The sequence below is a fragment of the Curtobacterium sp. DN_7.5 genome, assembly GCF_022655355.1.
GTDB classification, from domain to species: domain Bacteria; phylum Actinomycetota; class Actinomycetes; order Actinomycetales; family Microbacteriaceae; genus Curtobacterium; species Curtobacterium luteum.
In genome coordinates this window covers 1,509,647-1,530,842 of sequence record NZ_CP093378.1, presented here as the reverse complement: position 1 = coordinate 1,530,842, position 21,196 = coordinate 1,509,647, and the positions used below count along the sequence as shown (strand labels likewise).

Here is a 21,196-nt window from a genome sequence, read left to right as displayed (position 1 = left end):
TGTCCCGATGACCGTCTGGTTCGTCACGCACGCGGAACCCGTCGTCGAGCCCCGTCGGCCGATCGGCTCGTGGGGCCTCTCGGCCGTCGGGCGAGCCCGGGCGGCAGCCTGGCGGGCGCCGGTCGCGCGCGTCATCGCGAGCCCCGAGCGGAAGGCCGTCGAAACCGCGGAACTCGTCGCCGGCGGCGGTTCGGTCGAGCAGGACCCGGCGCTCATCGAGGTCGACCGGAGTGCGACCGGGTACCTGCCGTTCGACGAGTTCGATGCCGTCGTGGACGCGTTCTTCGACCGGCCGACCGAGTCCGTCCGGGGCTGGGAGCGCGCCGTCGACGCCCAGGAGCGGATCGTCGAGGCGGTGCGGGCGCTCGCCGGTCCCGGTGCCGGTCCCGGGGCCGGAGGCGGCGTCGTGCTCGTGTCGCACGGCGCGGTGGGGGCGCTGCTGCTCGCCTCGCTCACCGGCGAGCCGGTCGCCAGGACCCACGAGCAGCCGGGGATGGGCAGCGTGCTGACGCTCGACCCGGTGTCGTGGCGGCTGCTGAGCGGCTGGAAGCGGCTCCCGCTCCCGGCGTGACGGCGTGACGGCGGGCTACGCGGGCAGGCGCTCCCCTGCCTCGACCGCGACGTCGAGGTGGTTCTCGGCCGGCGGCAGCGGGCAGGTCGCGTGGGGCGTGTACGCGCACGGCAGGTTGGTCGCCCGGTTGAAGTCGATGGTCGTCCGCCCGTCCGCGTCGGGCGCCGGCACGTCGAGGCTCCGGTTCGCGGCGTACGTCGTCACGCCGGAGGTGCGGTCGCGGAACAGCACGAGCAGACCGCCGCCGTACCCGTTGAACGCCAGGAGCGACCGCGGCCCGTCGAGGTCGAAGGTGAGGACGCCCGGCGCCTCGTACACGTGCTGCAGCCCGTCGACGACGGACCCGACCGTGACCGAGCGCGGCTCGTCGAACGGCTCGAAGTGCGCCTCGACCACGAAGTCGGGCGTCGGCTCGTACGCCGGGGTGCCCGTGTAGCCGGTCCGTGTCGGGTTGCCCGGGTGCCGCGGGCGGACGACGTCGCTGCCGCCGCGCCGCGCGACCTCGATCACGACGGTCTCGTCGCCGTCCTGCCACACGACGTCCGTGCCCGAGCGTTCCGGCAGCGGCCCGAACCGGTGGGTGCCGGTCACCTCGACACCGTCCACCACGATCGACTGACCGTCGTCGAGCACGGCCACCGGGCCGTCCGCCGACGTCGACCAGGTGCCCGGAGCGTCGTCGAAGCGCTCCGGCTCGGCCCCGAGCCACCGGATGCTCGTGATCGCGAGGAAGCCGTGCTCGTCGGCGCGCGCGGCCTCGTGCGCGTCGTGCCAGGCCGTCCAGGCGGCGGTGCGGTCGGCGGCGGTCGTCGAGGTCGTCATGGCTCGACCGTACGACGGGCGGCGGGCGCGTGCGACCCGGGCGTCACACAAGGTCTCCGGGATCGCCCGTGCCGGCGCGGCTGCAGCGCGATCCGACGAGCGCCATGCGTAATCCGACGAGCGCCCTGCGCGATCAGCGTCGGGCGCGGCCTCGCAGCACCACGGCTCCGACGACAGCGGCGACCCCGCCCCACACCAGCGGGCGGGTCACCCTCCGGCGCTTCGCCACCCAGCCGCCGTCCGTCGCGTTCCCGGCGTCGGCCGGGACGTGCAGGTTGCCGTCCGTGGGCTCCTGCCGCCCGCGGAGCGCGAACGTCTCCACCATCGGCTTCGTGATCCGGTGGAAGAGTCCCGGGAAGACGTACTGCAGCGGCACGAGCGACGCCTGCACCCGGCCCACGTAGCGGTAACGCTTCGGGTGCAGCGCTGCGCGGACGACCGCGCGCCCGGCCCGCCCGACCGAGACCGTGGGCGGCAGCGGGTGCGACGCCTTGCCGGTGTAGTTCGCACCGTTCTGGTAGATCGGGGTGTCGATCGTCGAGGGCAGCAGCGACGTGAACCGGATGCCCGTCCCCGCGTACTCGTCGCCGAGGACGTCGACGAGCCCGAGCGCGGCGTGCTTGCTCGTCACGTACGCCGACTGGTACGGCGCGCTGAGCAGCGACTGGATGGACCCGACCAGCACGTAGGTGCCGCTCCCCCGCTGCTTCCAGTGCGGCAGGAGGGCCGTGATCGCGTTGAGGTGCCCGTAGAGGTTCGTGTCGACCACACGCTTGAACGACTCGGTCGGGGTCTGCTCGAACAACCCGTAGACGAACAGGGCGGCGTTGCCGACGAACACGTCGATGCGGCCGAACCGCGACGTCGTCGTCCCGACGAGGTCGCGCACGGCGTGCTCGTCGGACACGTCGGTCGGGATCGCGACGGCTTCGGCCCCGAGCCGTCGGCACTCGGCCGCGGCGGCCTCGAGGCTCTCGTGCGACCGCGCGGCCAGGACGAGCGTCGCCCCCTGCCGGGCGAACTCGTGTGCGGCGGCCCTCCCGATGCCGCTCGATGCTCCTGTGACGACGACGACCTGACCGCGGAACCGATGTGCCATGCCCCCGGTGCTACCCGCCCACCGGTCCGTCGGGTCACAGGAAGGCCTCGGTGCGACGCCGGCCGGCCGGCCCGGGTCGGATGAGCGCCGCGACGCGACCGCCGACACGCCCGCCCAGCTGCCCCGGGGCTGTGCGTCGGTGGCGCCCGCTAGCGTGAGGCCGTGCACGTCGACGCGGTGGACACCCTGGGCCACGACGGAGTGTGGTTCGACCCGCTCTGGCGTGTCGAGGTCGTGCTCACCGCCACGGAGCGTTCGCTGCTCACCGCGTGGCCGGTCCGACGTCTCGCGTTCGTCGCCCACGCCGGTGCCGCGTCGATCACCACCGTCCAGGCGTACTCGCGCCTCGAGCACTCCCTCGGCGTCCTCGCGCTCGTCGCGCACTTCGCCCCGGACGACCACGACGCCCGGGTGACCGCCCTCCTGCACGACGTCGGGCACCTGCCGTTCAGCCACACGCTCGAGGGCATCGCCGGCCTCGACCACCACACCCTCGGGCGGGAAGCGGTCCACGACCTCGCCCGGTCGTACCCGGTCGACCCCGAACGCGTCATCGCGATCGACGACGGCCGCCGCCCGTCGGTGCTGACCCCGGCGCACGGCGGCCTCAAGCTCGACCACCTCGACTCCTTCCTGCGGAGCGGGCAGGCGCACGGCCGCACGACCACGCCCCCGCACGAGCTGCTCCGACGTCTCCGGCTGGTCGACGGCGCCGTGGACGCCGACCCGGACGACGCCGCCGAACTCGTCGACCTCGCCGTCCGAGAGGCCCGCGCACAGCGGTCGCCCGCGAACCTGGTGCCGGTGACGGTGCTGCGCGCCCTGGTGTCGCGCGCCGTGACCGGCGGCCTGCTCGACGACGCCGGGCTCGCCGCAGCGACGGACGACGAGCTGTGGGCGGTGCTCGCGACCGATCCGGCCACCGCGGTCGAGGCCCGGTCACTCCGTCGGCATCCCGAGCGGTGGCGGCTGCACGTCGGGCGGACCTCCGGTGCCGGCGTGTACCGGCACGTGGTGCGCCGCAGCTACCTCGACCTCCCCACCGCGGACGGCCGGACGCTGCACGACCCGCGCGTCGACGAGCTCAGCGCGTCGCTGCCGTACGAGGTGGCGGTCCGGTACGAGGCGAACCCGTCTGGCACGGAAGCCGCACCGCGCGCGGAGACCACACCGGGCACGACGACCCCGCTGAGTGCGACGATGGGCCCATGCGCAAGGACGACCTGACCGTCGAGGAAGCGACGGCCATCGCCGAGCACGCCCGGTCCGGGTCGCTCCCCCTCGACGACCCCGAGGTCCGGAAGGTCGTCGACCAGGCGAACCGCGTCCTCGTCCGCGCCCAGATGTGGGGCGAGGACCGCAGCCCGAAGCTCCGCAGGCGGCGCCGGTGGATCGCGGTCGGCGGGCTGCTCGTCGTCGCCGCGTGGGTGGCCGGTCTCATCCTCCCCCTGGTCTGGCACCTGACCCACTGATCCACGGGCCTGCAGACAGGTCGCCACACCGACCACCAGCCCACGTGCTCACCGACCGACGCAGACCGTCACCGCGCGACGCGGACCCTGCCGAACACTGCAGCCCGACGAACCTGCGGATTCCGGCGCAATGCTGGTGTCCGCGGACGTTGCACCGCACAATCTCGCACATGGATCAGGGACCAGCCTTCGACCGACGTCGCTTCGTGACGCTCGGTCTCACCGGTGCCGCCGCGACCGCGGCCGCCGCCACCTCCGCCCTCCTGCCGGGCACGGCCACCGCACGGGCCGCGACCGCCGCCGGCACGCTCCTCGCTGCCGACGAGTTCGACGGCGCCGCCGGAAGCGCTCCGAACCCCGGGATCTGGCGCTTCGACCTCGGCGCCGGCGGGTGGGGCAACGGCGAACTCGAGACGTACACGGACTCCCGCCGGAACTCGCAGCTCGACGGCACGGGCAACCTGGTCATCACCGCCCGGCGCGAGGCCGACGGCACCTACACGTCCGCCCGCCTGAAGTCCGAGGGGACCTACACGGCGCAGTACGGCCGCGTCGAGGCGCGCATCAAGATCCCCCGGGGCCAGGGCATCTGGCCGGCGTTCTGGATGCTCGGCGCCGACATCGGACAGGTCGGCTGGCCGGCGTGCGGCGAGATCGACGTCATGGAGAACGTCGGCTACGAACCCGCGCTCGTGCACGGCACCGTGCACGGACCCGGGTACTCGGGTGCGAACGGCATCTCCGCGACGTACCGCAACCCGTCCGGGGCCGCCTTCGCCGACGACTTCCACGTCTTCGGCGTCGACTGGCGTCCCGACTCGATCACCTGGACCGTCGACGGCACCGCCTACCGCACGGTGACCCGTGCGGACGTCGGGTCGAACCCCTGGGTGTTCGACGGTCCGTTCTTCGTCATCCTCAACGTGGCGGTCGGCGGCGGCTGGCCCGGGTCGCCGGACGCGACCACGCGGTTCCCACAGCAGATGCTCGTCGACTGGGTGCGCGTCTCCCAGCTCGACTGACGACGGCCTGGTGCGCCCGCTCATCGGTGACGCGCCAGCGGCACGCGGATCGCGCTGGTCGGCCGGCCTGGAGGCGCGTGGCGGGCCCGCCACGCACCTCCAGGCCGGGACACCGGGAGGTCGTCACCCCGGCTGGTCGACGAGCAGTCGCCCGAACGCGCCCCGGAGCAGCCCGGGCACGTCCACCTCGTCCGGCGCGTACAACCACTGCACCTGCGCACCGTCCTGCAGCGCCACGATGCTCTGCGCGGCAGCGTCCGGGTCCACCCCGGGCACGAGCCCGCCCGTGGCCTCCGCGTGTCGGAAGTACCGGCGGAGCCCTTCGAGCACGGTGCGGTAGCGCTCGGTGAAGTGGTCGTGCAGCGGGTGCTCGGGGGACGACGCCGCGCTGGACAGCGTCGTGAAGAGGGCGATGTAGCCCGGCGTCGCGGCGTTCTGCTCGGCGAGCCGGACCACCCGCTCGGGGACCGTGTCGAGGTCGTCGTCGCGTCCGAACCCGAGGTCCTCCGCACGCTCCCGCCAGGTGTCGACGACGGCGAGGAGCAGCTCGTCCTTCGTGCGGAAGTAGTGGAGCAGCAGCGGGTGCGTGGTGCCCGCCGCCGTCGCGATGTCGCGGAGCGTCACGCCGTCGTAGCCGCGGCGCCCGACGAGCAGTCCGGCCGCGTCGAGGATCGCGGCGCGACGAGCCCGACCGCGCGCACTCCTGGGGAGGTCCTGCTCCACGTCCGCTCTGTTCTTTACCAAGTGGTCAATTCCGATGCTGCCTGCCGCGGTCGAGTGCCGCCGTGGTCGGGAGCCCCCCGAGCGACGCCCCGTTCTCCACCGAGGACCCGGTGTTCCGGTTCGGGCACGGCCTCCGGTACTGACGGTCGGCGTCCGACCGGAGCGGGGCCGGACGGGAGGCCCGTGGCGGCGCCGCCACGGGCCTCCCGTCCGGCCCGCCGTCGCTCAGTCGAGGGCGACGACCTCGAACTCGAGGAGCTCGGCCCCGGTCGCGACGGGGTTCGGACCGCCGTGGTGCGCGCCGGCCTGGCCGGTGCGCCAGGCCTGGTAGGACTCTTCGTCGGCCCAGGTGCTCACCACGAAGTAGCGGGTCTCCCCGGCGACGGGGCGGAGGAGCTGGAAGCCCTCGAAGCCCGCCTGCGACTCGATGTCGTGGGCGCGACCGGCGAAGCGGGCCTCGAGGTCGGCACCCCGCCCCTCGGGCACGGCGATGGCGTTGATCTTGACGACGGACATGGTGTTCCTCTCATCGGGGTGCGACGCCGACGGGTGCCGGCGTCACGGTGAAGTCGTCGACGTTGCCGACGGCGGTGCGGACGTGGGCGGCCGCGTGCTCTGCGAGGTGCGAGGCCGCCGCGAGGTCGGTGGCGTCCACGAGGACCGTGGCCGCGCCGACGAGCCGGTGCCCGACCCATCGGAGCCGCAGCGTGCGGACCTCGACGACCCGGTCCGAGTCGAGGAGGACGTGCTCGACGCGGTCGACCAACCCCGGCTCGACCGCGTCCATGAGCCGCGCGCCGATCGCCCGCACCGTGCCCCACAGCAGGGCGAGGATCGACACGGCGATGAGCAGCCCGATGATCGGGTCGGCGATCGGCAGTCCCACGAGCACGCCGACCGCGCCGAGCACCACGGAGAGGGACGTGAAGCCGTCGAGGCGGGCGTGCACTCCGTCCGCGACGAGCGCCGCCGATCCGATGCGGCGGCCGACCCGGATCCGGTAGACCGCGACGGCCTCGTTGCCCGCGAAGCCGATGAGCCCGGCGGCGACGAGGAGCCACGGCTGCTCGACCGGTCGGGGATGGACGAAGCGGTCGATCGCCTCCCAGGCTGCGACGACCGCGGACAGGGCCACCACCACGACGATGAACATGCCCGCGAGGTCCTCGGCGCGGCCGTACCCGTACGTGTACCGGCGTGTGGCGACCCGCCGCCCGAGGACGAACGCGACCCAGAGCGGCACGGCGGTGAGGGCGTCCGCGAAGTTGTGGATCGTGTCCGCCAGGAGCGCCACCGAGCCGGTGAACGCCACGATGACGGCTTGCACGACCGTCGTGGCGAGGAGCACGACGAGGCTGACCTTGAGGGCGCGGACACCGGCGGTGCTGGCCTCGAGGGCGTCGTCGATGGAGTCGGCGGCGTCGTGGGTGTGCGGGACGAAGAGGTCGAAGAGGAAGCCGCGGACGCCGCCGTGGGGGTGGTCGTGGCCGTCGTGCTCGTGCCCGTCGTGCTCCGCGCTGCCGTGCGAGTGCGAGTGCGGGTGCTCGTGATCCGGTCGCTGCGTCATGCGCGCGTGCGGTGGTGCGGTGCCGCGCCGACGACGTGCTCGGCCTGCTTCACGGCGTCGATCACGAGTTCGGAGGCGTGCTCGTCGGTGAGGCGGTAGAAGACGGTCGTCCCCTCGCGCCGGGTGGACACCATGCGCGCGAGCCGCAGCTTCGCGAGGTGCTGCGAGACCGCAGCCGGGCTCTTGTCCACCACGTCGGCGAGGTGGTTGACGCTCATCTCCTCCGCGTTCCGGAGCGCGAGGACGATCTTGACGCGGGTGGCGTCGGCGAGCATCGCGAAGACCTCGACCGCGAGTTCGACGTACTCGGACTCGGGGTCGAGACCGCACACCTGCTTGTCTACGTGCATACGCAGATAGTAGGTGATGGCGATCCCGGCCACAACCCGGCCGAGCACCGCGCCCGCGATGGCAGACGGACAGTGCGACCGCGACCGGTCAGCGCCCGTCGCGCGCGGCCCGGGCCGTGAGCCAGAGGTACGTGGCGTGCCCGGCGAGCGCCAGGCCGAAGAAGATCGCCGCGACCGCGTACACCCGGTCGAGCTTGCCCTGGCCGATCACGAGCATGACGATGCAGAACAGCACGGCCGCGGAGAGCACGGCGACCTGCACGGTCGACCAGAACTTGCGGAAGCGGGGCATGCCGGTGAAGCTCACCGGACCATCCTCGCGCACGATCGACCGGGACGCGACCCGCCGAGGGGCGGGCGGTGCACAGACCGGTCGGGCCGTTCGTACCCCATGTGAACGGCAGGTGTCGCCAACCTGGCAAAGACCTGGCATCGTCGGGACCGGACCAAACCGGTCCCGACGAGTCCCCCGAATCGGGGGCATGACCTCGACCGATACCCCCGTTCTGGTGTCACCCGAGACCGAGGCCCCCACTCCGGTCCGTGCTGCCCGCGCAGCGCGCCTGCTCACCCTCGGGCGCCAACTGGCGTCCTTCGGCACCATCGGCGCCGTCTGCTTCGTCATCGACCTCGCCGTGTACAACGTCCTCCGCGCCACCGTCCTGCCCGACAGCCCGATCTGGGCGAAGGTCGTGTCGGCGGTGGTCTCGACGGCGGTCGCGTGGCTCGCGAACCGGTCCATCACCTTCCGTTCCGAGCGCGGCGTCGACCGCCGCGCCACCGTCCGCGAGGGGCTGCTCTTCGCCCTCGCGAACCTCGTCGGCCTCTTCATCGCGGCCGCCTGCCTGTTCGTCTCGCACTACGTCCTCGGGTTCCGATCCACCCTCGCCGACAACGTCGCCGGCAACGGGGTCGGCCTGGTCCTCGGCACAGCGTTCCGCTTCGCCGCGTACAAGGCCCTCGTCTTCCGTTCCACTGACGCTCGTCCCACGAAGGAGGCTTCGGCCTGATGACGACCACCCTCTCCGCCGCGCTGGTCACCGCCGCCGGTCCGCTCCTGCAGCCCGGCTCCCCCGCCACGTCCGGCACCGTGCCGAACCGCGGCACCACGAACGTCCCGACGGGAGGCTCGGGTCAGCTCCCGCACGCCGCCTGGTCGCTGGGCGAGTGGATCGGGTACTCCGCCCTGATCGTCGTCTCCGTGCTCCTCACGCTGGTCGCGCTGTCGACCCTGTGGTGGATGCTGCACGCCTGGCGCTCGCGCGACGCGCTCAAGGCCACCCGCTTCAGCGAGACGCCGCGGCCCGCGGCGCACCGCTTCACGCTGCTGGTGCCGGGTCGGCACGAGCAGGACGTGATGGGCCAGACGCTCGACATGCTCGCCACCCAGGACCACCCCGACTTCGAGATCATCGCGATCGTCGGCGAGGACGACCCGGAGACCGACGCGGTCGTCCGCGCCGCCGCCGCGCGCCACCCCGAGCTCATCCGGGTCGTCGTGGACGACACCGCGCCGAAGAACAAGCCGAAGGCGATGAACCTCGCCCTCCAGTACGCCACGGGCGACATCGTCGGCGTGTTCGACGCCGAGGACGAGGTCTACCCGCACCTGCTGACGCTCGTCGACTCCCGCTTCCAGGAGACCGGCGCGGACGTCGTGCAGGGCGGCGTGCAGCTCATGAACTTCAAGTCGAGCTGGTGGTCGCTCCGGAACGTGCTCGAGTACTACTTCTGGTTCCGCTCGCGCCTGCACTTCCACGCCGAGTCGAAGTTCATCCCGCTCGGCGGCAACACGGTCTTCGTGACCCGCGAGCGCCTCGAGTGGTCGAACGGCTGGGACGCGCACTGCCTCGCCGAGGACTGCGAGCTGGGTGTCCGCCTGAGCGCCGACAACGCCAAGGTCGTCGTCGCGTACTCGCCGGAGGCCGTCACCCGCGAGGAGACCCCGCCGACCTTCGCGTCCCTGCTCAAGCAGCGGACGCGGTGGAACCAGGGCTTCCTCCAGGTGCTCGGCAAGGGCGAGTGGAAGAAGCTCCCGACCCGCAAGCAGCGCTTCTTCGCGCGCTACCTGCTCACGATGCCCTTCATCCAGGCCGCGACCGGTCTGCTGATCCCGCTGAGCGTCCTGATGATCGCGTTCGTCAAGGTCCCGACGTCGATCGCCCTCATCTCGTTCATCCCGCTCGCCCCGACCCTCATGCTGCTGGCCGTCGAGATCGTCGGCCTCGGTGAGTTCGGGCGGCTCTACAAGGAGAAGGTCCGGGTCCGCGACTACGTGAAGCTCGTCCTCGGCCTGATCCCGTACCAGGTGTTCCTCGCCGCGGCGGCCGTCCGCGCCGTCGTCCGGCACGTCCAGGGCCAGAACGGCTGGGAGAAGACGGAGCACACCGGGCAGCACCGCACGCCCGCTCCCGAGGTCGTCGGCTTCCCCAGCGCCGTGACCGAGACGGCGACCGAGTCCGCCGACGCCCGTGAGCTGCAGACCACCGGAGGAACCCGATGACCGCCAGCATGACGAACACCACCGGCATCCCGATCCGGGGCGCCGTCGCCCGCAGCGGCGCGGCCGGCTGGGTCCGCCGTCACGCGGTCAGCCTCGCCTGGCTGCTCCCCGTCCTCGCCGTCGCCGCGGCCGTGCAGCTGTGGAACATGTCCGGGACGCCGCAGCGCATCGACGACGAGGGGACCTACACCGCTCAGGCCTGGGCCATCACGAACCTCGGCGAGCTCACGCACTACACGTACTGGTACGACCACCCGCCGCTGGGCTGGATCCAGATCGCGGCGTACACGTCCGTGACGGGCGCGTTCGCCCGCTACCCGTTCGCCGTCGAGGCGGCGCGCGAGTCGATGGTGTTCTTCACCGCCGTCTCGAGCGTGCTGCTCTTCGTGCTCGCGCGCCGACTCGGCACCGCCCGTCCCACCGCGGCGATCGCCGTGCTCGTGTTCGCCCTGTCCCCGCTCGCGCTGCAGTACCACCGCACCGTCTACATCGACAACGTCGCGACGCCGTGGCTCCTCGCCGCGTTCGTGCTCGTCCTCAGCCGCCGCCAGCAGCTCGCCGGGTTCGCCGGCGCTGCCGCATGCCTCGGCATCGCGGTGCTCTCGAAGGAGACCTACCTCCTCGCGCTGCCGTTCCTGATCTGGATCGCCGTCCGTCGGGCCGACAAGAGCACCCGCCGCTACACGCTGAGCGTCGCCGGTGCCGTGCTCACGGTCATCGGCGGTGGCTACCTGCTGCTCGCCGCGGTCAAGGGCGAGCTCCTCCCCGGGGCGGGACGGGTGAGCCTCTTCCAGGGCATCACCTACCAGCTGGGCTCCCGCACCGCGTCGGGGTCGGTGTTCGACGGCGGCAGCCTCGCGCACCAGGCCGCGGCACAGTGGTGGGCGCTCGACCCGGTGTTCATCGTGCTCGGGAGCGCAGCGGCCCTGGTCGGCCTGTTCCTGCGCCGGGTCCGGCCGATCGCCGCCATGCTCGTGTTCCTGCTCGTGTTCATGTTCCGACCGAACGGGTACCTGCCCGTCCCGTACGTGATCATGCTCGTGCCGTTCGCGGCGCTGCTCGTCGCGTACACCGCCGAGCGTGCCGTCCTCGTGATCGCCGGGTGGTCCCGCAGCCGGAGCCGCCTCCCCGGCGGCGTCCGTCGCACCTTCGGGATCGCGTGGGCCGCCGTCACGGTCGTCGCCCTCGCCGTCGCCGCGCCCCTCTGGACCGGTCAGCTCCGCGGCTTCCTCAGCAGCGACCTCGACCAGCCGATGCAGCAGGCCGAGCGGTGGGTCGGCGACAACGTCCCGAAGTCGTCCCGACTGCTCGTCGACGACGCGATGTGGGTCGACCTCGTCAAGGCCGGCTTCGCCCGCGACAACGTCGTCTGGTACTACAAGCTCGACACCGACGCCGCCGTGGAACGCCAGTCGCCGAACGGCTGGAAGGACTCCGACTACGTCGTGACCACCGACTCGATGCGCACCGGCGGGAACTCCTCGACGGACGTCGCCGAGGCCATCCGCAACTCGACCTCCGTGGCGGTGTTCGGGACCGGCGACCAGCAGGTCGACGTCCGACGCATCCACTCCGAGGGCGAGACGGCCGCCGAGCAGGCGATCACGAAGGCCGCCGACCAGCGCAAGGCGATGGGCACCGAGCTCGCCGCCAACCCCGCGCTCGAGGCGGACGCCGGCACCCGGTCGCAGTTCCGCGCCGGCCAGGTCGACAGCCGGGCGATGATCGCGCTCGGGCAGGTGCTCGCCGACCAGCGGGTCGCCGTCGACCGGTTCACCCCGCTCACCGGCGAGACCGGTCAGGTGTTCCGTCGCGTGGTCCTGCACGCCGGCAACGCCGCCCAAGCGACCCGGGTCGAGCGCATCCTCGACGCGATGTCCGACACCTACCGGCCGTCGACCGTCGAACGGCACGGCACCGAACTCGTCGTGACCTACGCACCGATCGACCCGACCACGGCGCCCACCGCCGCCTGACCCGGCGCCGGGCAGCCCGGTGCGTCGCCGACCGCGGCGCGCCGGGCTGCCGCCCCAGCACGAACCCGAACCGCACCTCCATCCGAAGGAGCACCACCATGACCGCACGTCCCCGCACCGCACGTCCCATCGTCGTCGGCACCCTCGCCGCGGCCCTCGTCGCCGCCTCCGTCGGCCTCGCCCCGCAGGCGGCCTCGGCCGCGACCCCGCAGGACGGCTGGCTCCGCGTCGGCCACCTCTCGCCGGACACGAAGGGCGTCGACGTCGAACTGTCGAGCCTGTCGGGTGGCAAGAAGGTCTTCGAGCTCGACGACGTCACCTACGGCCAGGTCAGCCCGTACCAGGAGCTGCCGGTCGGCACCTACGTCCTCTCGATGCGGGCCGCCGACGCCCCCGACTCCACCCCGGTGATCTCCACGGACGTCACCGTGAGCGCGGGCGACGCCGGCACGGTGGTCGCGTACGGCAAGAACTCGGACCTCAAGACCACCGCGTTCAAGGACGACCTCCAGCAGCCCGGCGACGGCAAGGCCAAGCTCCGGCTCGTCCAGGCCGCCGCCACGGCCAAGCGCGTCGACGTCTCCACCTCGACCGGCACCGCCGTGGCGGAGGACGCGACGTTCGGTACCGCGACGGGTTACGCGACGGTCAAGTCCGGCAAGTGGACGCTCGACGTCTCCGGCAGCGGACAGCGCGGCACGGCGAAGGTCGACCTCGCCGGCAACACCGTCTCGACGCTCTTCGTCCTCGACGACAGCAAGGGCGACCTCACCGTCGTGCCCGTGACCGACGCCGCGGCCACCGCCGCCACCCCGAAGGGCGGCGTGCAGACCGGCGGCGGCGGCACGGCCGCCGACCGCCCCGTCACCGACGCGTTCCACGCGCTCGTCGCTGCGTTCCGCAGCATCTTCGGCTGACGGCCTGGAGGCGCGCCACCGGTGAGCGGACCAGCTCACCCGCACCGCGCCTCCAGTCCGAACCCCGACCCGACACCCAACGAGAGGCAGGCCCCGTGCACCGCAGGACCTGGATCCCGGTCGCCGCGATCGCGGCCGTCGCCGTCACCGCCGGCGCGGCGCTCGTCGCCGTCCACCCCTGGTCGGACGAGCCGACGCCGCAGGCGGCGTCCACCCCGACCTCGACCACCGCGCCCGACACCACCCGCTCCGCCGCACAGCTCCGGACCGCGTTCCTCGACCGCTACGTCGAGGACGGGCGCGTCGTCCGGAAGGACCAGGGCGGCGACACCGTCAGCGAGGGTCAGGCGTACGGTCTGCTCATCGCGTACGCCGCCGGCGACCGCTCGACCTTCGACGACGTCTGGCGCTGGACCGACCGACACCTGCTGACCGCCGACGACCTCCTCGCCTGGCGGTGGACGCCGAAGGGCGGCGTCGCGGACGAGCAGTCCGCGAGCGACGCCGACCTCGATGCCGCACGGGCGCTCGTGCTCGCCGGGAAGGCCTGGGACGAGCCGCGCTACACCGCCGCGGGCAAGCGGATCGCCGCCGCGATCCTCGACCACGAGACGGTCGAGACGGACGCCGGACGGATCCTCCTCGCGGGTCCGTGGGCCGACGAGGAACCGTACCGCTACGACGCCTCCTACGCCTCGCCCGCCGCGTACCGGATCCTCGCCCGCGCGACCGGCGACGACCGGTGGCGCGAGCTCGAGGCGGGCTCGCGCACCGTCACCGCCTCGCTCCTCGACGCGACCGACCTGCCGAGCGACTGGTCGCAGGTGCACGCCGACGGGTCGGTGGACCCCATGCCGACCTCGGCCGACGACGGGCGGGTCCTCTACGGCTACGACGCCATGCGGCTGCCGCTGCGGTACGCCGAGGCGTGCAGCAGCGCCGACCGGCGCCTGGCCGGTTCGATCGCCCCGACGCTCCGGCGCTCGACCCAGCTCGCGGCGCAGCTCGACCTCGGCGGGACCGCCGTGACCGGCGACACGAACGCACTCGCCTACGCCGCGCGCGCGGCTGCCGAGCAGGCCGCCGGCAGCGACTCCGCCGCCCGCGCCGACCTCGAGCGTGCGGACCGGACCGCCGCGACGACGCCGACGTACTACGGGGACGCATGGGCTGCGCTCGGCGCGACCATGCTCACCTCGGACGTCCTCGGCGGGTGCGCGACCAGCTCCGGGAGCGACTCGTGAGCCGCCGGACGGCGTCGCACCGGACTCCGGACGAGCCGCGCACGCACGGCCGTCGACGGACACTGGCGATCGCGATCGGCGTCGCGGTGGTGCTCGCCGGCGGCGCCGTGGCCGGGGTGGCCGTCGCCGCGTCGAACGGGGACGAGAACCGTGCCGCGTCGGCCCCAGCCGCCGCGTCGGCGTCGGCGGGCCGGTCGGACTCCGCGGGCCGGTCGGACTCGGCGGGCCGCTCGGCCTCCGCTGCCGACGGGTTCCAGGACCCCGCTGCCCCGGCAGCGGTCTCCACGGCGACGCCGGTCCGCGTCGCGATCCCCGCGATCGGGGTGTCGAGCGGCCTGGAGGACCTGCACCGCGGGTCCGCGGGCGAGCTCGACCCGCCGAAGGACTGGGACAGCGCGGGCTGGTTCAGCGACGGCATCGTCCCCGGCCAGGTCGGCCCCGCCGTGATCGCGGGGCACGTCGACTCCCCCACGAGCGCCGCGGTGTTCTACCGACTCGACGAGCTCGTCGCCGGCGACCGGATCACCGTCACGATGTCCGACGGGAGCACCCGGGTGTTCGAGGTGCAGCGTTCGGAGCGCGCCGCGAAGACCGCCTTCCCCACGAGCGACGTGTACGGCACGTCCCCCACGCCCGCGCTGCGGCTGATCACGTGCGACGGCACGTTCGACACCGCGACCGGGCACTACACCGACAACCTCATCGTGTTCGCGACCCTCGTGCACGACTGACCGACAGCCCCACCGACCCGAACTGGAGCCCTGTGATGAACGAGTCCCTGGTCATCATCCCGACGTACGACGAGGCGGAGAACATCCGTCCGATCGTGGCGCGCACCCTCGCGGCCACGGACGACGGGGTGCACGTGCTGGTCGTGGACGACAACTCGCCCGACGGCACCGGTGACATCGCCGAGCAGCTCGCGTCCGAGACCGACCGGGTGCACGTGCTGCACCGCACCGTGAAGGACGGCCTGGGCGGGGCGTACCTGGCCGGGTTCGCGTGGGGGCTCGAACACGGGTACGACCGGCTCGTGGAGATGGACGCCGACGGCTCCCACCACCCCGAGTACCTGCCGTGGATGCTCGAGCTCGCCGACAGCAACGACCTCGTCCTGGGGTCCCGGTGGGTCAAGGGCGGGCAGGTCGAGAACTGGCCGTGGTACCGGGAGGCGCTCTCCCGCGGCGGGAACCTGTACACCCGTCTCGCGCTCGGGATCGCGGTGCGGGACGCCACGGGCGGGTTCCGGGTGTTCACCCGGACCGCGTTGGAGCGGATCGACCTGGACGGGATCGCGTCGAAGGGGTACTGCTTCCAGGTCGACCTGTGCTGGCGTGCGCTGGAGGCGGGGTTGCACGTGGTGGAGACGCCGATCACGTTCACGGAGCGGGAGCACGGGGTGTCGAAGATGAGCGGCAACATCGTGCGGGAGTCGTTGACGTTGGTCACGAAGTGGGGCATCGCCCGCCGCCTGCGCGAGGCCCGGTCCCTGGTCCGCGACCACCACCGCCTGCCCTCCGTCCGCCGCAACGCCCACGTGGCGTAGCGGCCGACGTCAGTGGTCGCGGAGGGCGGCGATCAGCTCGCTCTTCCGCTTCGACGAGTAGCCGGTGAGTCCGAGTTCCTTCGCGCGCTTCCGCAGGTCGGCGACGGTCCAGTCGTCGTAGGAGCCGGACTCACCGCCCTTCTTCCCGACGGCCTTCGTCCCTCGGGCAGCCGCGGCGTTGCTGATGCGCGCGGCCTTCTCCTTCGAGGCGCCCTCCTCGCGGAGTTCCTCGTACATGTCCGGTTTCTTCAGCTGGTTCGGCATGGCCCGGAGGCTACGCCGGGGTGGGCCGGGGTCTCGCAGCCGGCTCAGTCCTTCTCGGGGTCGTTGCCCCAGTTCATCAGCGACCACCGCCACTTGGTGTCGTGCACGTCGCCCTTCGGCCGCTGCTTCGAGTGCCGCGCCACGTACCCGACGACCTTCTTCATGTGGGCGTAGTCGTCGTCGGTGTAGTCGCCCTGCTTCTTCTCGAGGATCCGCACGATGTGCCGGCCGCTCTCGTGCCCGGTCGACTCCCCGCCGCCGTCGGACTTCTGCCCGACCTCCTTCGACTCGCCGGTGTCGAGCCACTGCTTCAGCTCCGAGGCGGTCATGTTCACGGCGTCCGCGAAGTCGTCGCGGATCTCCTTCTGGTCGTCGCTCATGCCCCGACCCAACCCGGTCCGCCTGACGACCGGCTCCCGGTGCGCCGAGCGGACTGACGCTCCGGGTCTTCGGAGCCGGTGCCGCGTTGAGTGGTCCGCGCAACCCACGACGGAAGAGGAACACATGCGCGCAGTCGTCTGGCACGGCATCGGGGACATCCGCCTCGACGAGGTCCCGGAACCGACCATCCAGCACCCCGAGGACGCGATCGTCCGAATCACCCGGAGCGCGATCTGCGGGACCGACCTGCACTTCGTCCGCGGCACGATGGCGCCGATGGACGAGGGCACGATCCTGGGGCACGAGGCCGTCGGCGTCGTCACCGAGGTCGGAGACGCCGTGCGCGGGTTCAGCCCCGGCGACCGGGTCGTCATCAACTCGACCATCTCGTGCGGCGCATGCCGGTACTGCCGGATGGGCAAGACCGCGCAGTGCGACGTCGCGAACCCGAACGGGCCGCAGGCGGGCACCAGCTTCTTCGGCGGCCCGCAGTCGACCGGTCCGGTGAACGGCCTCCAGGCGGAGTACGTCCGGGTGCCGTGGGCGCGGAACACGATGCACCCGCTGCCCGAGAACGTCAGCGACGAGCAGGCGATCCTGCTGTCGGACATCTTCCCGACCGGCTGGTTCGGCGCCGAGCTCGCCGGGGTCACCCGCGGTGACGTCGTGGTCGTCTTCGGTGCCGGGATCGTCGGGCAGTTCGCGGCGGCATCGGCGTACAAGCTGGGTGCCGCACGGGTCATCGTCGTCGACGGCGAGGAGACCCGTCTGGCAGCGGCGCTCGCGCAGCACTGCGAGGTCGTGGACTACAACCGTGAGGACCCGGTGCAGACGATCCTGGACCTGACGAACGGCATCGGCGCGGACTGCGTCATCGACGCCGTCGGGGTCGACGCCGAACGTCCGAAGCACGGGCCGGCCGCCGTGTCCGACGAGGACGCCGCGGCGTTCGACGCCGAGGCGCAGCAGGTCGCCCCGGACGCGTCCCCGGACGGCTTCGGCGACCAGCAGCAGTGGAAGCCCGGCGACGGCCCCTCGCAGGTCGCGCAGTGGGCGGTGGCCGCGGTCGCGAAGTACGGCCGGATCGGCATCATCGGCGTCTACGGGCCGACCGCCCAGCAGTACCCGATCGGCGAGGCCATGAACAAGAACCTCACGATCCGGATGGGCAACTGCGACCACCACTCGGTCACGCCGCCGCTCATCGACATGGTCGCCGCCGGGCAGTTCGACCCGACTGCGCTCATCACGGAGCACGAGCCGATCGGCTCCGCGATCGAGGCGTACGAGGCCTTCGACCGCCGCGAGCCAGGCTGGATCAAGGTCGAGCTGGAGCCGGCCCGATGAGCGCCCCCGAGGACCAGTACGCCTTCGGCGACCCGCGGAGCCGGTACCCCGACGTCTCCCCCGAACCGCAGACCCAGGAGGAACCGGGGCTGCAGTCGCAGATGGACCCGGTCCCCGACCTCGGCGAGTCGAGCTACCGCGGGACCGGTCGGCTGGCGGGCCGGAAGGCCCTCGTCACCGGCGCGGACTCGGGCATCGGCGCAGCCGTCGCGATCGCGTTCGCCCGGGAGGGCGCGGACGTCGCGCTCGCGTACCTGCCCGACGAGCAGTCGGACGCCGACCACGTCATCGAGCAGGTCGAGGCGGCCGGACGCACCGCCGTCGCGATCCCGGGCGACCTCCGCGACCGGGCCTACGCGAACGATCTCGTCGAGCGGGCGGTCGCGGGACTCGGCGGGCTCGACGCGCTCGTCAGCGTCGCCGGCAAGCAGCGGTGGCAGCCGGACCTGCTCGACATCACCGACGAGCAGTTCGAGGCGACGTTCGACGTCAACGTGTTCGGCCTGTTCCGGCTCGTGAAGGCGGCACTCCCCCACCTGCGCCCGGGCTCGACGATCACGACCACGGCCTCCATGGAGGCGTACAAGCCCGCACCCGACCGCCTCGACTACGCCGCGTCGAAGGGCGCGATCAACAACTTCTCGAAGGGGTTGTCGCAGCTGCTCGTCGAGCGGGGCATCCGCGTGAACGTCGTCGCCCCCGGGCCGACGTGGACGGTGCTGCAGCCGAGCGGCGGGGTGGACCCGTCGACGCTGCCGGAGTTCGGGTCGAGCGAGTCACCCATGGGCCGGGCCGCGCAGCCGGCCGAGCTGGCGCCCGCGTACGTCTTCCTCGCGTCGCAGGAGTCGAGCTACGTCGCCGGCGAGACGCTCAACGTGAACGGCGGCATGGTCACGCCCTGACGCGGAGCGCTCCTCGATTCCGCAGCTGGCAGTCCCGGTGCACGATCCTCGACGTTCGTGCACCGGGACTGCCACGTGGCCTCTCAGGAACCGCCGCGCGCCGCCGACGACCGCCCTCCGCTGAGCACGACCGCCGCCCCGTCGGTAGCGTCGGTGCGGTGACGACGGGGTCCGGCCCGTTCCACCGCCCACGACCCCGAGGACGTCATGCCCTTCCTGCACCGCTCCCCCGCTCCGATCGACGGCCGGGGGTCGGTGTGGTCCGACGGCTTCGGGCGGCTGGCCGTGCGCTGCCTGCAGGTGTCGGTCGTCCTCGTCGTGGCGGCCGTGGTGGTCCTCGCGACGGTGCGCCTGAGCCTCGTGTCGATCCCGGTGCTGCTCGCGCTCATCGTGGCGTCGGCGCTGTACCCGCTGGTGTCGTGGCTCCGCCGGCACGGGGTGCCCTCGGCCCTCGCGACGATCGCGTGCTTCCTCGCCGTGCTGGCCGTGATGGCCGGCGTCACGTGGCTGCTCATCGCGGCGGTCGCGAACCAGTGGTCGAGCCTCCAGTCCTCCGCGGTCGACGGCCTGCAGCAGCTGCAGGACGTGCTGCACGACCTCCCGGTGCACGTCACGGACGGCCAGATCGACGACGCGGTCGACGGCGTGGTGTCCTTCGTGACGAGCCCGCAGTTCGGCTCCGGTGCCATCGCCGGCATCTCCGCCGTGACGAACTTCGTGACCGGGGCCGTGCTGATGGCGGTGATCCTGTTCTTCTTCCTCAAGGACGGTCCGGCACTCTGGGAGTTCCTGCTCCGACCCTTCACCGGCGCGCAGTACGCCCGCGCTCGTCGCGTCGGGGACCGCGTCGTGCAGACACTCGGCGGCTACGTCCGCGGGACCGCCGCGATCGCCGCGTTCGACGCGCTCGCCATCGGCACCGGTCTGGCGGTCCTCGGGGTGCCGCTGACGATCCCGCTGGCGGTCGTCGCGTTCGTCACCTCGTTCATCCCGATGATCGGCGCGCCCATCGCCGGCACCCTCGCCGCGCTCGTCACCCTGGTGTCCGTCGGGCCGGTGCAGGCGGTCGTCGTCGTCGGCATCGTCGTGCTGGTGAACCAGGTCGAGGGCAACCTGCTCCAGCCGGTGCTGATGGGCAAGACCCTGAGCCTGCACGGGCTGGTCATCCTCGTCGGCCTCACCGCCGGGACCGTCCTCGGTGGCGTGTTCGGCGCGATCATCTCGGTGCCGCTCCTCGCCGCGGTGTGGGGCGTCGTGCAGGTGTGGAACGGGCCCGACCAGCCTGCGGAGCCGTGGCGGCAGAAGCGCCGCGAGGACGTGCCCGTCGGCTGAACGCAGCGGGACCACGGGGATCCGGGTCCGCGACCTCGCGCAGGGCGCCGCTCCGACGGCGGCGACCGCCCGTCATCGCGACCAGCAGCCGGGAGGCGCGGTGCACGTCGGACGCGCACCGCGCCTCCAGGCCGTGGCCGCCCTGGTCAGGACCGCGCCGGCCGCGCGACGGGCGCGACCACCAGGAGCACCAGCGCGACCCCGATGCACGCGAGTCCCGCCCATCCGGGGGCGGTGAGCCGCTCCCCCACGACGAGCACCGCGAGGACCGTCGCGACCGCCGGTTCGAGGAGCGTCACCGTCGTGGCTGTGCTCGGGCGGATCGTCGCGAGGCCGATGCCGAAGAGCAGGTAGCCGAGGAACATCGGGACGAGCGCCAGGTACAGTCCCGCCAGCACGTTCGTCCACGAGGTCAGGAACGCGCCGCCCGTCAGGACCAGGACCGGCAGCAGCAGGACGCCACCCGTGCCGAAGACCGCCCCCATCGACGCCGCACGGCCCGCGCCGACGACCATCAGCCGGTGGGCCGCCCACGAGTACACCGCGTACGTGACGCCGGCGACGAGTCCGAGGAGGATCCCGAGGACCGTGCCGCCCGACCCGATGTCGGTGCCGGCGGGCGCGTCGGTCGGGGCCTGCCCGCTGTCGACGCCGGACAGGCAGAGCACGGTGCTGCCGAGGACCCCGAGCGCCGCGGCGGCCACCCACGCACGTCCGAGTGGTCGGCGGTCGACCACGCGTTCGAGCACGCCCGACGCCAGCGGGGCGGACGCGAGCGAGACCACGGAACCGATCGCGACGCCCGCGGTGTGCATGGAGCTGTAGAACGCGAGCGGGTACACCGCGACCGCGATGCCGCCCATCAGGACCAGACCGAGGTGGCGGCGGAGCACCGGCCGCGCCCTCTGGAGCGGCCCGACGGCGACGGCGGCCTGGAGGAGTCCGCCGATCCCCAGTGCGGCCGCACCGATGGCGAGCGGGCCGACCGCGGCGGTCGCGGCGGCGGTGCCGGTGGTGCCCCAGAGGACCGCGGTGACGACGACGGCGACCAGGCCGGTCCGGGGCGACGGGGTGGTGCGCACCGGTCGCACCTCCGCTCGCTGGGGTGGGCTCTGGCTCTGTCTCTGGCTCTGGCTCTGCGGAGCGGTCCCCGCGGGG

Annotated in this window: 24 protein-coding genes; 14 read left to right on the top strand and 10 right to left on the bottom strand. The window is 72.8% G+C overall.

What is annotated here, in order from left to right; all coding sequences use genetic code 11:
• The first annotated feature begins 7 nt into the window (after positions 1-7).
• Positions 8-571, top strand: coding sequence for a histidine phosphatase family protein (locus MON03_RS07135; protein ID WP_242091262.1), 564 nt, complete (start codon positions 8-10; stop codon positions 569-571).
• A gap of 15 nt (positions 572-586) precedes the next feature.
• Here the strand turns inward: MON03_RS07135 and MON03_RS07130 are convergent, their stop codons facing one another.
• A complete protein-coding gene (locus tag MON03_RS07130; RefSeq protein WP_242091261.1) occupies positions 587-1,393 on the bottom strand; it encodes a DUF1684 domain-containing protein in 807 nt (268 codons plus the stop codon).
• A 133-nt stretch (positions 1,394-1,526) separates the two neighbouring features.
• Positions 1,527-2,492: an SDR family NAD(P)-dependent oxidoreductase gene (locus tag MON03_RS07125; RefSeq protein ID WP_242091260.1), complete on the bottom strand. Its 966-nt coding sequence runs from the start codon at positions 2,490-2,492 to the stop codon at positions 1,527-1,529.
• A gap of 162 nt (positions 2,493-2,654) precedes the next feature.
• Here MON03_RS07125 and MON03_RS07120 point away from each other — a divergent pair, with 162 nt between their 5' ends.
• The 3 genes from MON03_RS07120 (at position 2,655) to MON03_RS07110 (ending at position 4,986) form a co-directional block, all read left to right on the top strand.
• A complete protein-coding gene (locus MON03_RS07120; RefSeq protein WP_242091259.1) occupies positions 2,655-3,719 on the top strand; it encodes an HD domain-containing protein in 1,065 nt (354 codons plus the stop codon).
• On the top strand, positions 3,701-3,964 hold the full coding sequence (locus tag MON03_RS07115; protein ID WP_022902119.1) for a hypothetical protein: 264 nt from the start codon (positions 3,701-3,703) through the stop codon (positions 3,962-3,964). The genes MON03_RS07120 and MON03_RS07115 overlap by 19 nt, the downstream gene beginning before the upstream one ends.
• Before the next feature lie 170 nt (positions 3,965-4,134).
• The gene (locus MON03_RS07110; protein ID WP_022902118.1) at positions 4,135-4,986 is read left to right on the top strand and encodes a glycoside hydrolase family 16 protein; all 852 of its coding nucleotides are present in this window, start codon (positions 4,135-4,137) and stop codon (positions 4,984-4,986) included.
• A gap of 123 nt (positions 4,987-5,109) precedes the next feature.
• On the opposite strand, the gene MON03_RS07105 is transcribed toward MON03_RS07110, so the two are convergent.
• The 5 genes from MON03_RS07105 to MON03_RS07085 form a co-directional block, all read right to left on the bottom strand.
• Complete coding sequence (locus tag MON03_RS07105; RefSeq protein ID WP_242091258.1) at positions 5,110-5,709, bottom strand: TetR/AcrR family transcriptional regulator; 600 nt, start codon at positions 5,707-5,709, stop codon at positions 5,110-5,112.
• 225 nt (positions 5,710-5,934) lie between these two features.
• The gene (locus MON03_RS07100; RefSeq protein WP_175327363.1) at positions 5,935-6,225 is read right to left on the bottom strand and encodes an antibiotic biosynthesis monooxygenase family protein; all 291 of its coding nucleotides are present in this window, start codon (positions 6,223-6,225) and stop codon (positions 5,935-5,937) included.
• Between the two features lie 10 nt (positions 6,226-6,235).
• Positions 6,236-7,276, bottom strand: a complete 1,041-nt coding sequence (locus MON03_RS07095) for a cation diffusion facilitator family transporter (RefSeq protein WP_242091257.1) — start codon at positions 7,274-7,276, stop codon at positions 6,236-6,238.
• Positions 7,273-7,626: an ArsR/SmtB family transcription factor gene (locus MON03_RS07090; RefSeq protein ID WP_031273840.1), complete on the bottom strand. Its 354-nt coding sequence runs from the start codon at positions 7,624-7,626 to the stop codon at positions 7,273-7,275. The genes MON03_RS07095 and MON03_RS07090 overlap by 4 nt, the downstream gene beginning before the upstream one ends.
• Positions 7,627-7,714: 88 nt before the next feature.
• Positions 7,715-7,933: a hypothetical protein gene (locus MON03_RS07085; RefSeq protein WP_022904372.1), complete on the bottom strand. Its 219-nt coding sequence runs from the start codon at positions 7,931-7,933 to the stop codon at positions 7,715-7,717.
• Positions 7,934-8,135: 202 nt separating this feature from the next.
• Here MON03_RS07085 and MON03_RS07080 point away from each other — a divergent pair, with 202 nt between their 5' ends.
• The 7 genes from MON03_RS07080 to MON03_RS07050 all read left to right on the top strand — a co-directional run bounded on the left by MON03_RS07080 (position 8,136) and on the right by MON03_RS07050 (position 15,812).
• On the top strand, positions 8,136-8,636 hold the full coding sequence (locus MON03_RS07080) for a GtrA family protein (RefSeq protein WP_229727828.1): 501 nt from the start codon (positions 8,136-8,138) through the stop codon (positions 8,634-8,636).
• Positions 8,636-10,129 carry a glycosyltransferase gene (locus tag MON03_RS07075; RefSeq protein WP_083882148.1) on the top strand — a complete coding sequence of 498 codons (1,494 nt, stop codon included), beginning with the start codon at positions 8,636-8,638 and terminating at the stop codon, positions 10,127-10,129. Before MON03_RS07080 ends, MON03_RS07075 begins: the two co-directional genes overlap by 1 nt.
• The gene (locus tag MON03_RS07070) at positions 10,126-12,105 is read left to right on the top strand and encodes an ArnT family glycosyltransferase (RefSeq protein ID WP_242091256.1); all 1,980 of its coding nucleotides are present in this window, start codon (positions 10,126-10,128) and stop codon (positions 12,103-12,105) included. Before MON03_RS07075 ends, MON03_RS07070 begins: the two co-directional genes overlap by 4 nt.
• A gap of 98 nt (positions 12,106-12,203) precedes the next feature.
• Positions 12,204-13,022, top strand: a complete 819-nt coding sequence (locus MON03_RS07065; RefSeq protein WP_242091255.1) for a DUF4397 domain-containing protein — start codon at positions 12,204-12,206, stop codon at positions 13,020-13,022.
• A 95-nt stretch (positions 13,023-13,117) separates the two neighbouring features.
• Positions 13,118-14,266: a family 8 glycosyl hydrolase gene (locus MON03_RS07060; RefSeq protein ID WP_242091254.1), complete on the top strand. Its 1,149-nt coding sequence runs from the start codon at positions 13,118-13,120 to the stop codon at positions 14,264-14,266.
• Positions 14,263-14,997 (top strand): class F sortase, encoded by a 735-nt coding sequence (locus MON03_RS07055; RefSeq protein WP_242091253.1) that lies wholly within the window; start codon positions 14,263-14,265, stop codon positions 14,995-14,997. Before MON03_RS07060 ends, MON03_RS07055 begins: the two co-directional genes overlap by 4 nt.
• Before the next feature lie 35 nt (positions 14,998-15,032).
• Positions 15,033-15,812, top strand: a complete 780-nt coding sequence (locus MON03_RS07050; protein WP_204620513.1) for a polyprenol monophosphomannose synthase — start codon at positions 15,033-15,035, stop codon at positions 15,810-15,812.
• A gap of 9 nt (positions 15,813-15,821) precedes the next feature.
• Here the strand turns inward: MON03_RS07050 and MON03_RS07045 are convergent, their stop codons facing one another.
• Both MON03_RS07045 and MON03_RS07040 read right to left on the bottom strand, forming a co-directional pair.
• The gene (locus MON03_RS07045; RefSeq protein WP_022903882.1) at positions 15,822-16,076 is read right to left on the bottom strand and encodes a DUF7218 family protein; all 255 of its coding nucleotides are present in this window, start codon (positions 16,074-16,076) and stop codon (positions 15,822-15,824) included.
• 44 nt (positions 16,077-16,120) lie between these two features.
• Positions 16,121-16,456: a DUF3140 domain-containing protein gene (locus MON03_RS07040; protein WP_242091252.1), complete on the bottom strand. Its 336-nt coding sequence runs from the start codon at positions 16,454-16,456 to the stop codon at positions 16,121-16,123.
• Between the two features lie 124 nt (positions 16,457-16,580).
• On the opposite strand from MON03_RS07040, the gene MON03_RS07035 reads away from it, so the two are divergent.
• The 3 genes from MON03_RS07035 (at position 16,581) to MON03_RS07025 (ending at position 20,038) form a co-directional block, all read left to right on the top strand.
• A complete protein-coding gene (locus MON03_RS07035) occupies positions 16,581-17,804 on the top strand; it encodes an alcohol dehydrogenase catalytic domain-containing protein (RefSeq protein WP_242091251.1) in 1,224 nt (407 codons plus the stop codon).
• Positions 17,801-18,706, top strand: coding sequence for an SDR family oxidoreductase (locus MON03_RS07030; RefSeq protein ID WP_022903879.1), 906 nt, complete (start codon positions 17,801-17,803; stop codon positions 18,704-18,706). Before MON03_RS07035 ends, MON03_RS07030 begins: the two co-directional genes overlap by 4 nt.
• 207 nt (positions 18,707-18,913) lie before the next feature.
• Positions 18,914-20,038 carry an AI-2E family transporter gene (locus tag MON03_RS07025; RefSeq protein WP_022903878.1) on the top strand — a complete coding sequence of 375 codons (1,125 nt, stop codon included), beginning with the start codon at positions 18,914-18,916 and terminating at the stop codon, positions 20,036-20,038.
• A 146-nt stretch (positions 20,039-20,184) separates the two neighbouring features.
• Here MON03_RS07025 and MON03_RS07020 read toward each other — a convergent pair whose 3' ends face one another.
• Positions 20,185-21,120 carry a DMT family transporter gene (locus MON03_RS07020; protein ID WP_242091250.1) on the bottom strand — a complete coding sequence of 312 codons (936 nt, stop codon included), beginning with the start codon at positions 21,118-21,120 and terminating at the stop codon, positions 20,185-20,187.
• Positions 21,121-21,196: the final 76 nt, after the last annotated feature.

Bases quoted from the DNA above. Each gene is read 5' to 3' on its own strand.
- MON03_RS07070 (WP_242091256.1), top strand. From the start codon at position 10,126: ATGACCGCCAGCATGACGAACACCACCGGCATCCCGATCCGGGGCGCC.
- MON03_RS07090 (WP_031273840.1), bottom strand. From the start codon at position 7,626: ATGCACGTAGACAAGCAGGTGTGCGGTCTCGACCCCGAGTCCGAGTAC.
- MON03_RS07110 (WP_022902118.1), top strand. From the start codon at position 4,135: ATGGATCAGGGACCAGCCTTCGACCGACGTCGCTTCGTGACGCTCGGT.
- MON03_RS07040 (WP_242091252.1), bottom strand. From the start codon at position 16,456: ATGAGCGACGACCAGAAGGAGATCCGCGACGACTTCGCGGACGCCGTG.
- MON03_RS07065 (WP_242091255.1), top strand. From the start codon at position 12,204: ATGACCGCACGTCCCCGCACCGCACGTCCCATCGTCGTCGGCACCCTC.
- MON03_RS07035 (WP_242091251.1), top strand. From the start codon at position 16,581: ATGCGCGCAGTCGTCTGGCACGGCATCGGGGACATCCGCCTCGACGAG.
- MON03_RS07030 (WP_022903879.1), top strand. From the start codon at position 17,801: ATGAGCGCCCCCGAGGACCAGTACGCCTTCGGCGACCCGCGGAGCCGG.
- MON03_RS07115 (WP_022902119.1), top strand. From the start codon at position 3,701: ATGCGCAAGGACGACCTGACCGTCGAGGAAGCGACGGCCATCGCCGAG.
- MON03_RS07045 (WP_022903882.1), bottom strand. From the start codon at position 16,076: ATGCCGAACCAGCTGAAGAAACCGGACATGTACGAGGAACTCCGCGAG.
- MON03_RS07025 (WP_022903878.1), top strand. From the start codon at position 18,914: ATGCCCTTCCTGCACCGCTCCCCCGCTCCGATCGACGGCCGGGGGTCG.
- MON03_RS07075 (WP_083882148.1), top strand. From the start codon at position 8,636: ATGACGACCACCCTCTCCGCCGCGCTGGTCACCGCCGCCGGTCCGCTC.
- MON03_RS07100 (WP_175327363.1), bottom strand. From the start codon at position 6,225: ATGTCCGTCGTCAAGATCAACGCCATCGCCGTGCCCGAGGGGCGGGGT.
- MON03_RS07130 (WP_242091261.1), bottom strand. From the start codon at position 1,393: ATGACGACCTCGACGACCGCCGCCGACCGCACCGCCGCCTGGACGGCC.
- MON03_RS07050 (WP_204620513.1), top strand. From the start codon at position 15,033: ATGAACGAGTCCCTGGTCATCATCCCGACGTACGACGAGGCGGAGAAC.
- MON03_RS07095 (WP_242091257.1), bottom strand. From the start codon at position 7,276: ATGACGCAGCGACCGGATCACGAGCACCCGCACTCGCACTCGCACGGC.
- MON03_RS07135 (WP_242091262.1), top strand. From the start codon at position 8: ATGACCGTCTGGTTCGTCACGCACGCGGAACCCGTCGTCGAGCCCCGT.
- MON03_RS07125 (WP_242091260.1), bottom strand. From the start codon at position 2,492: ATGGCACATCGGTTCCGCGGTCAGGTCGTCGTCGTCACAGGAGCATCG.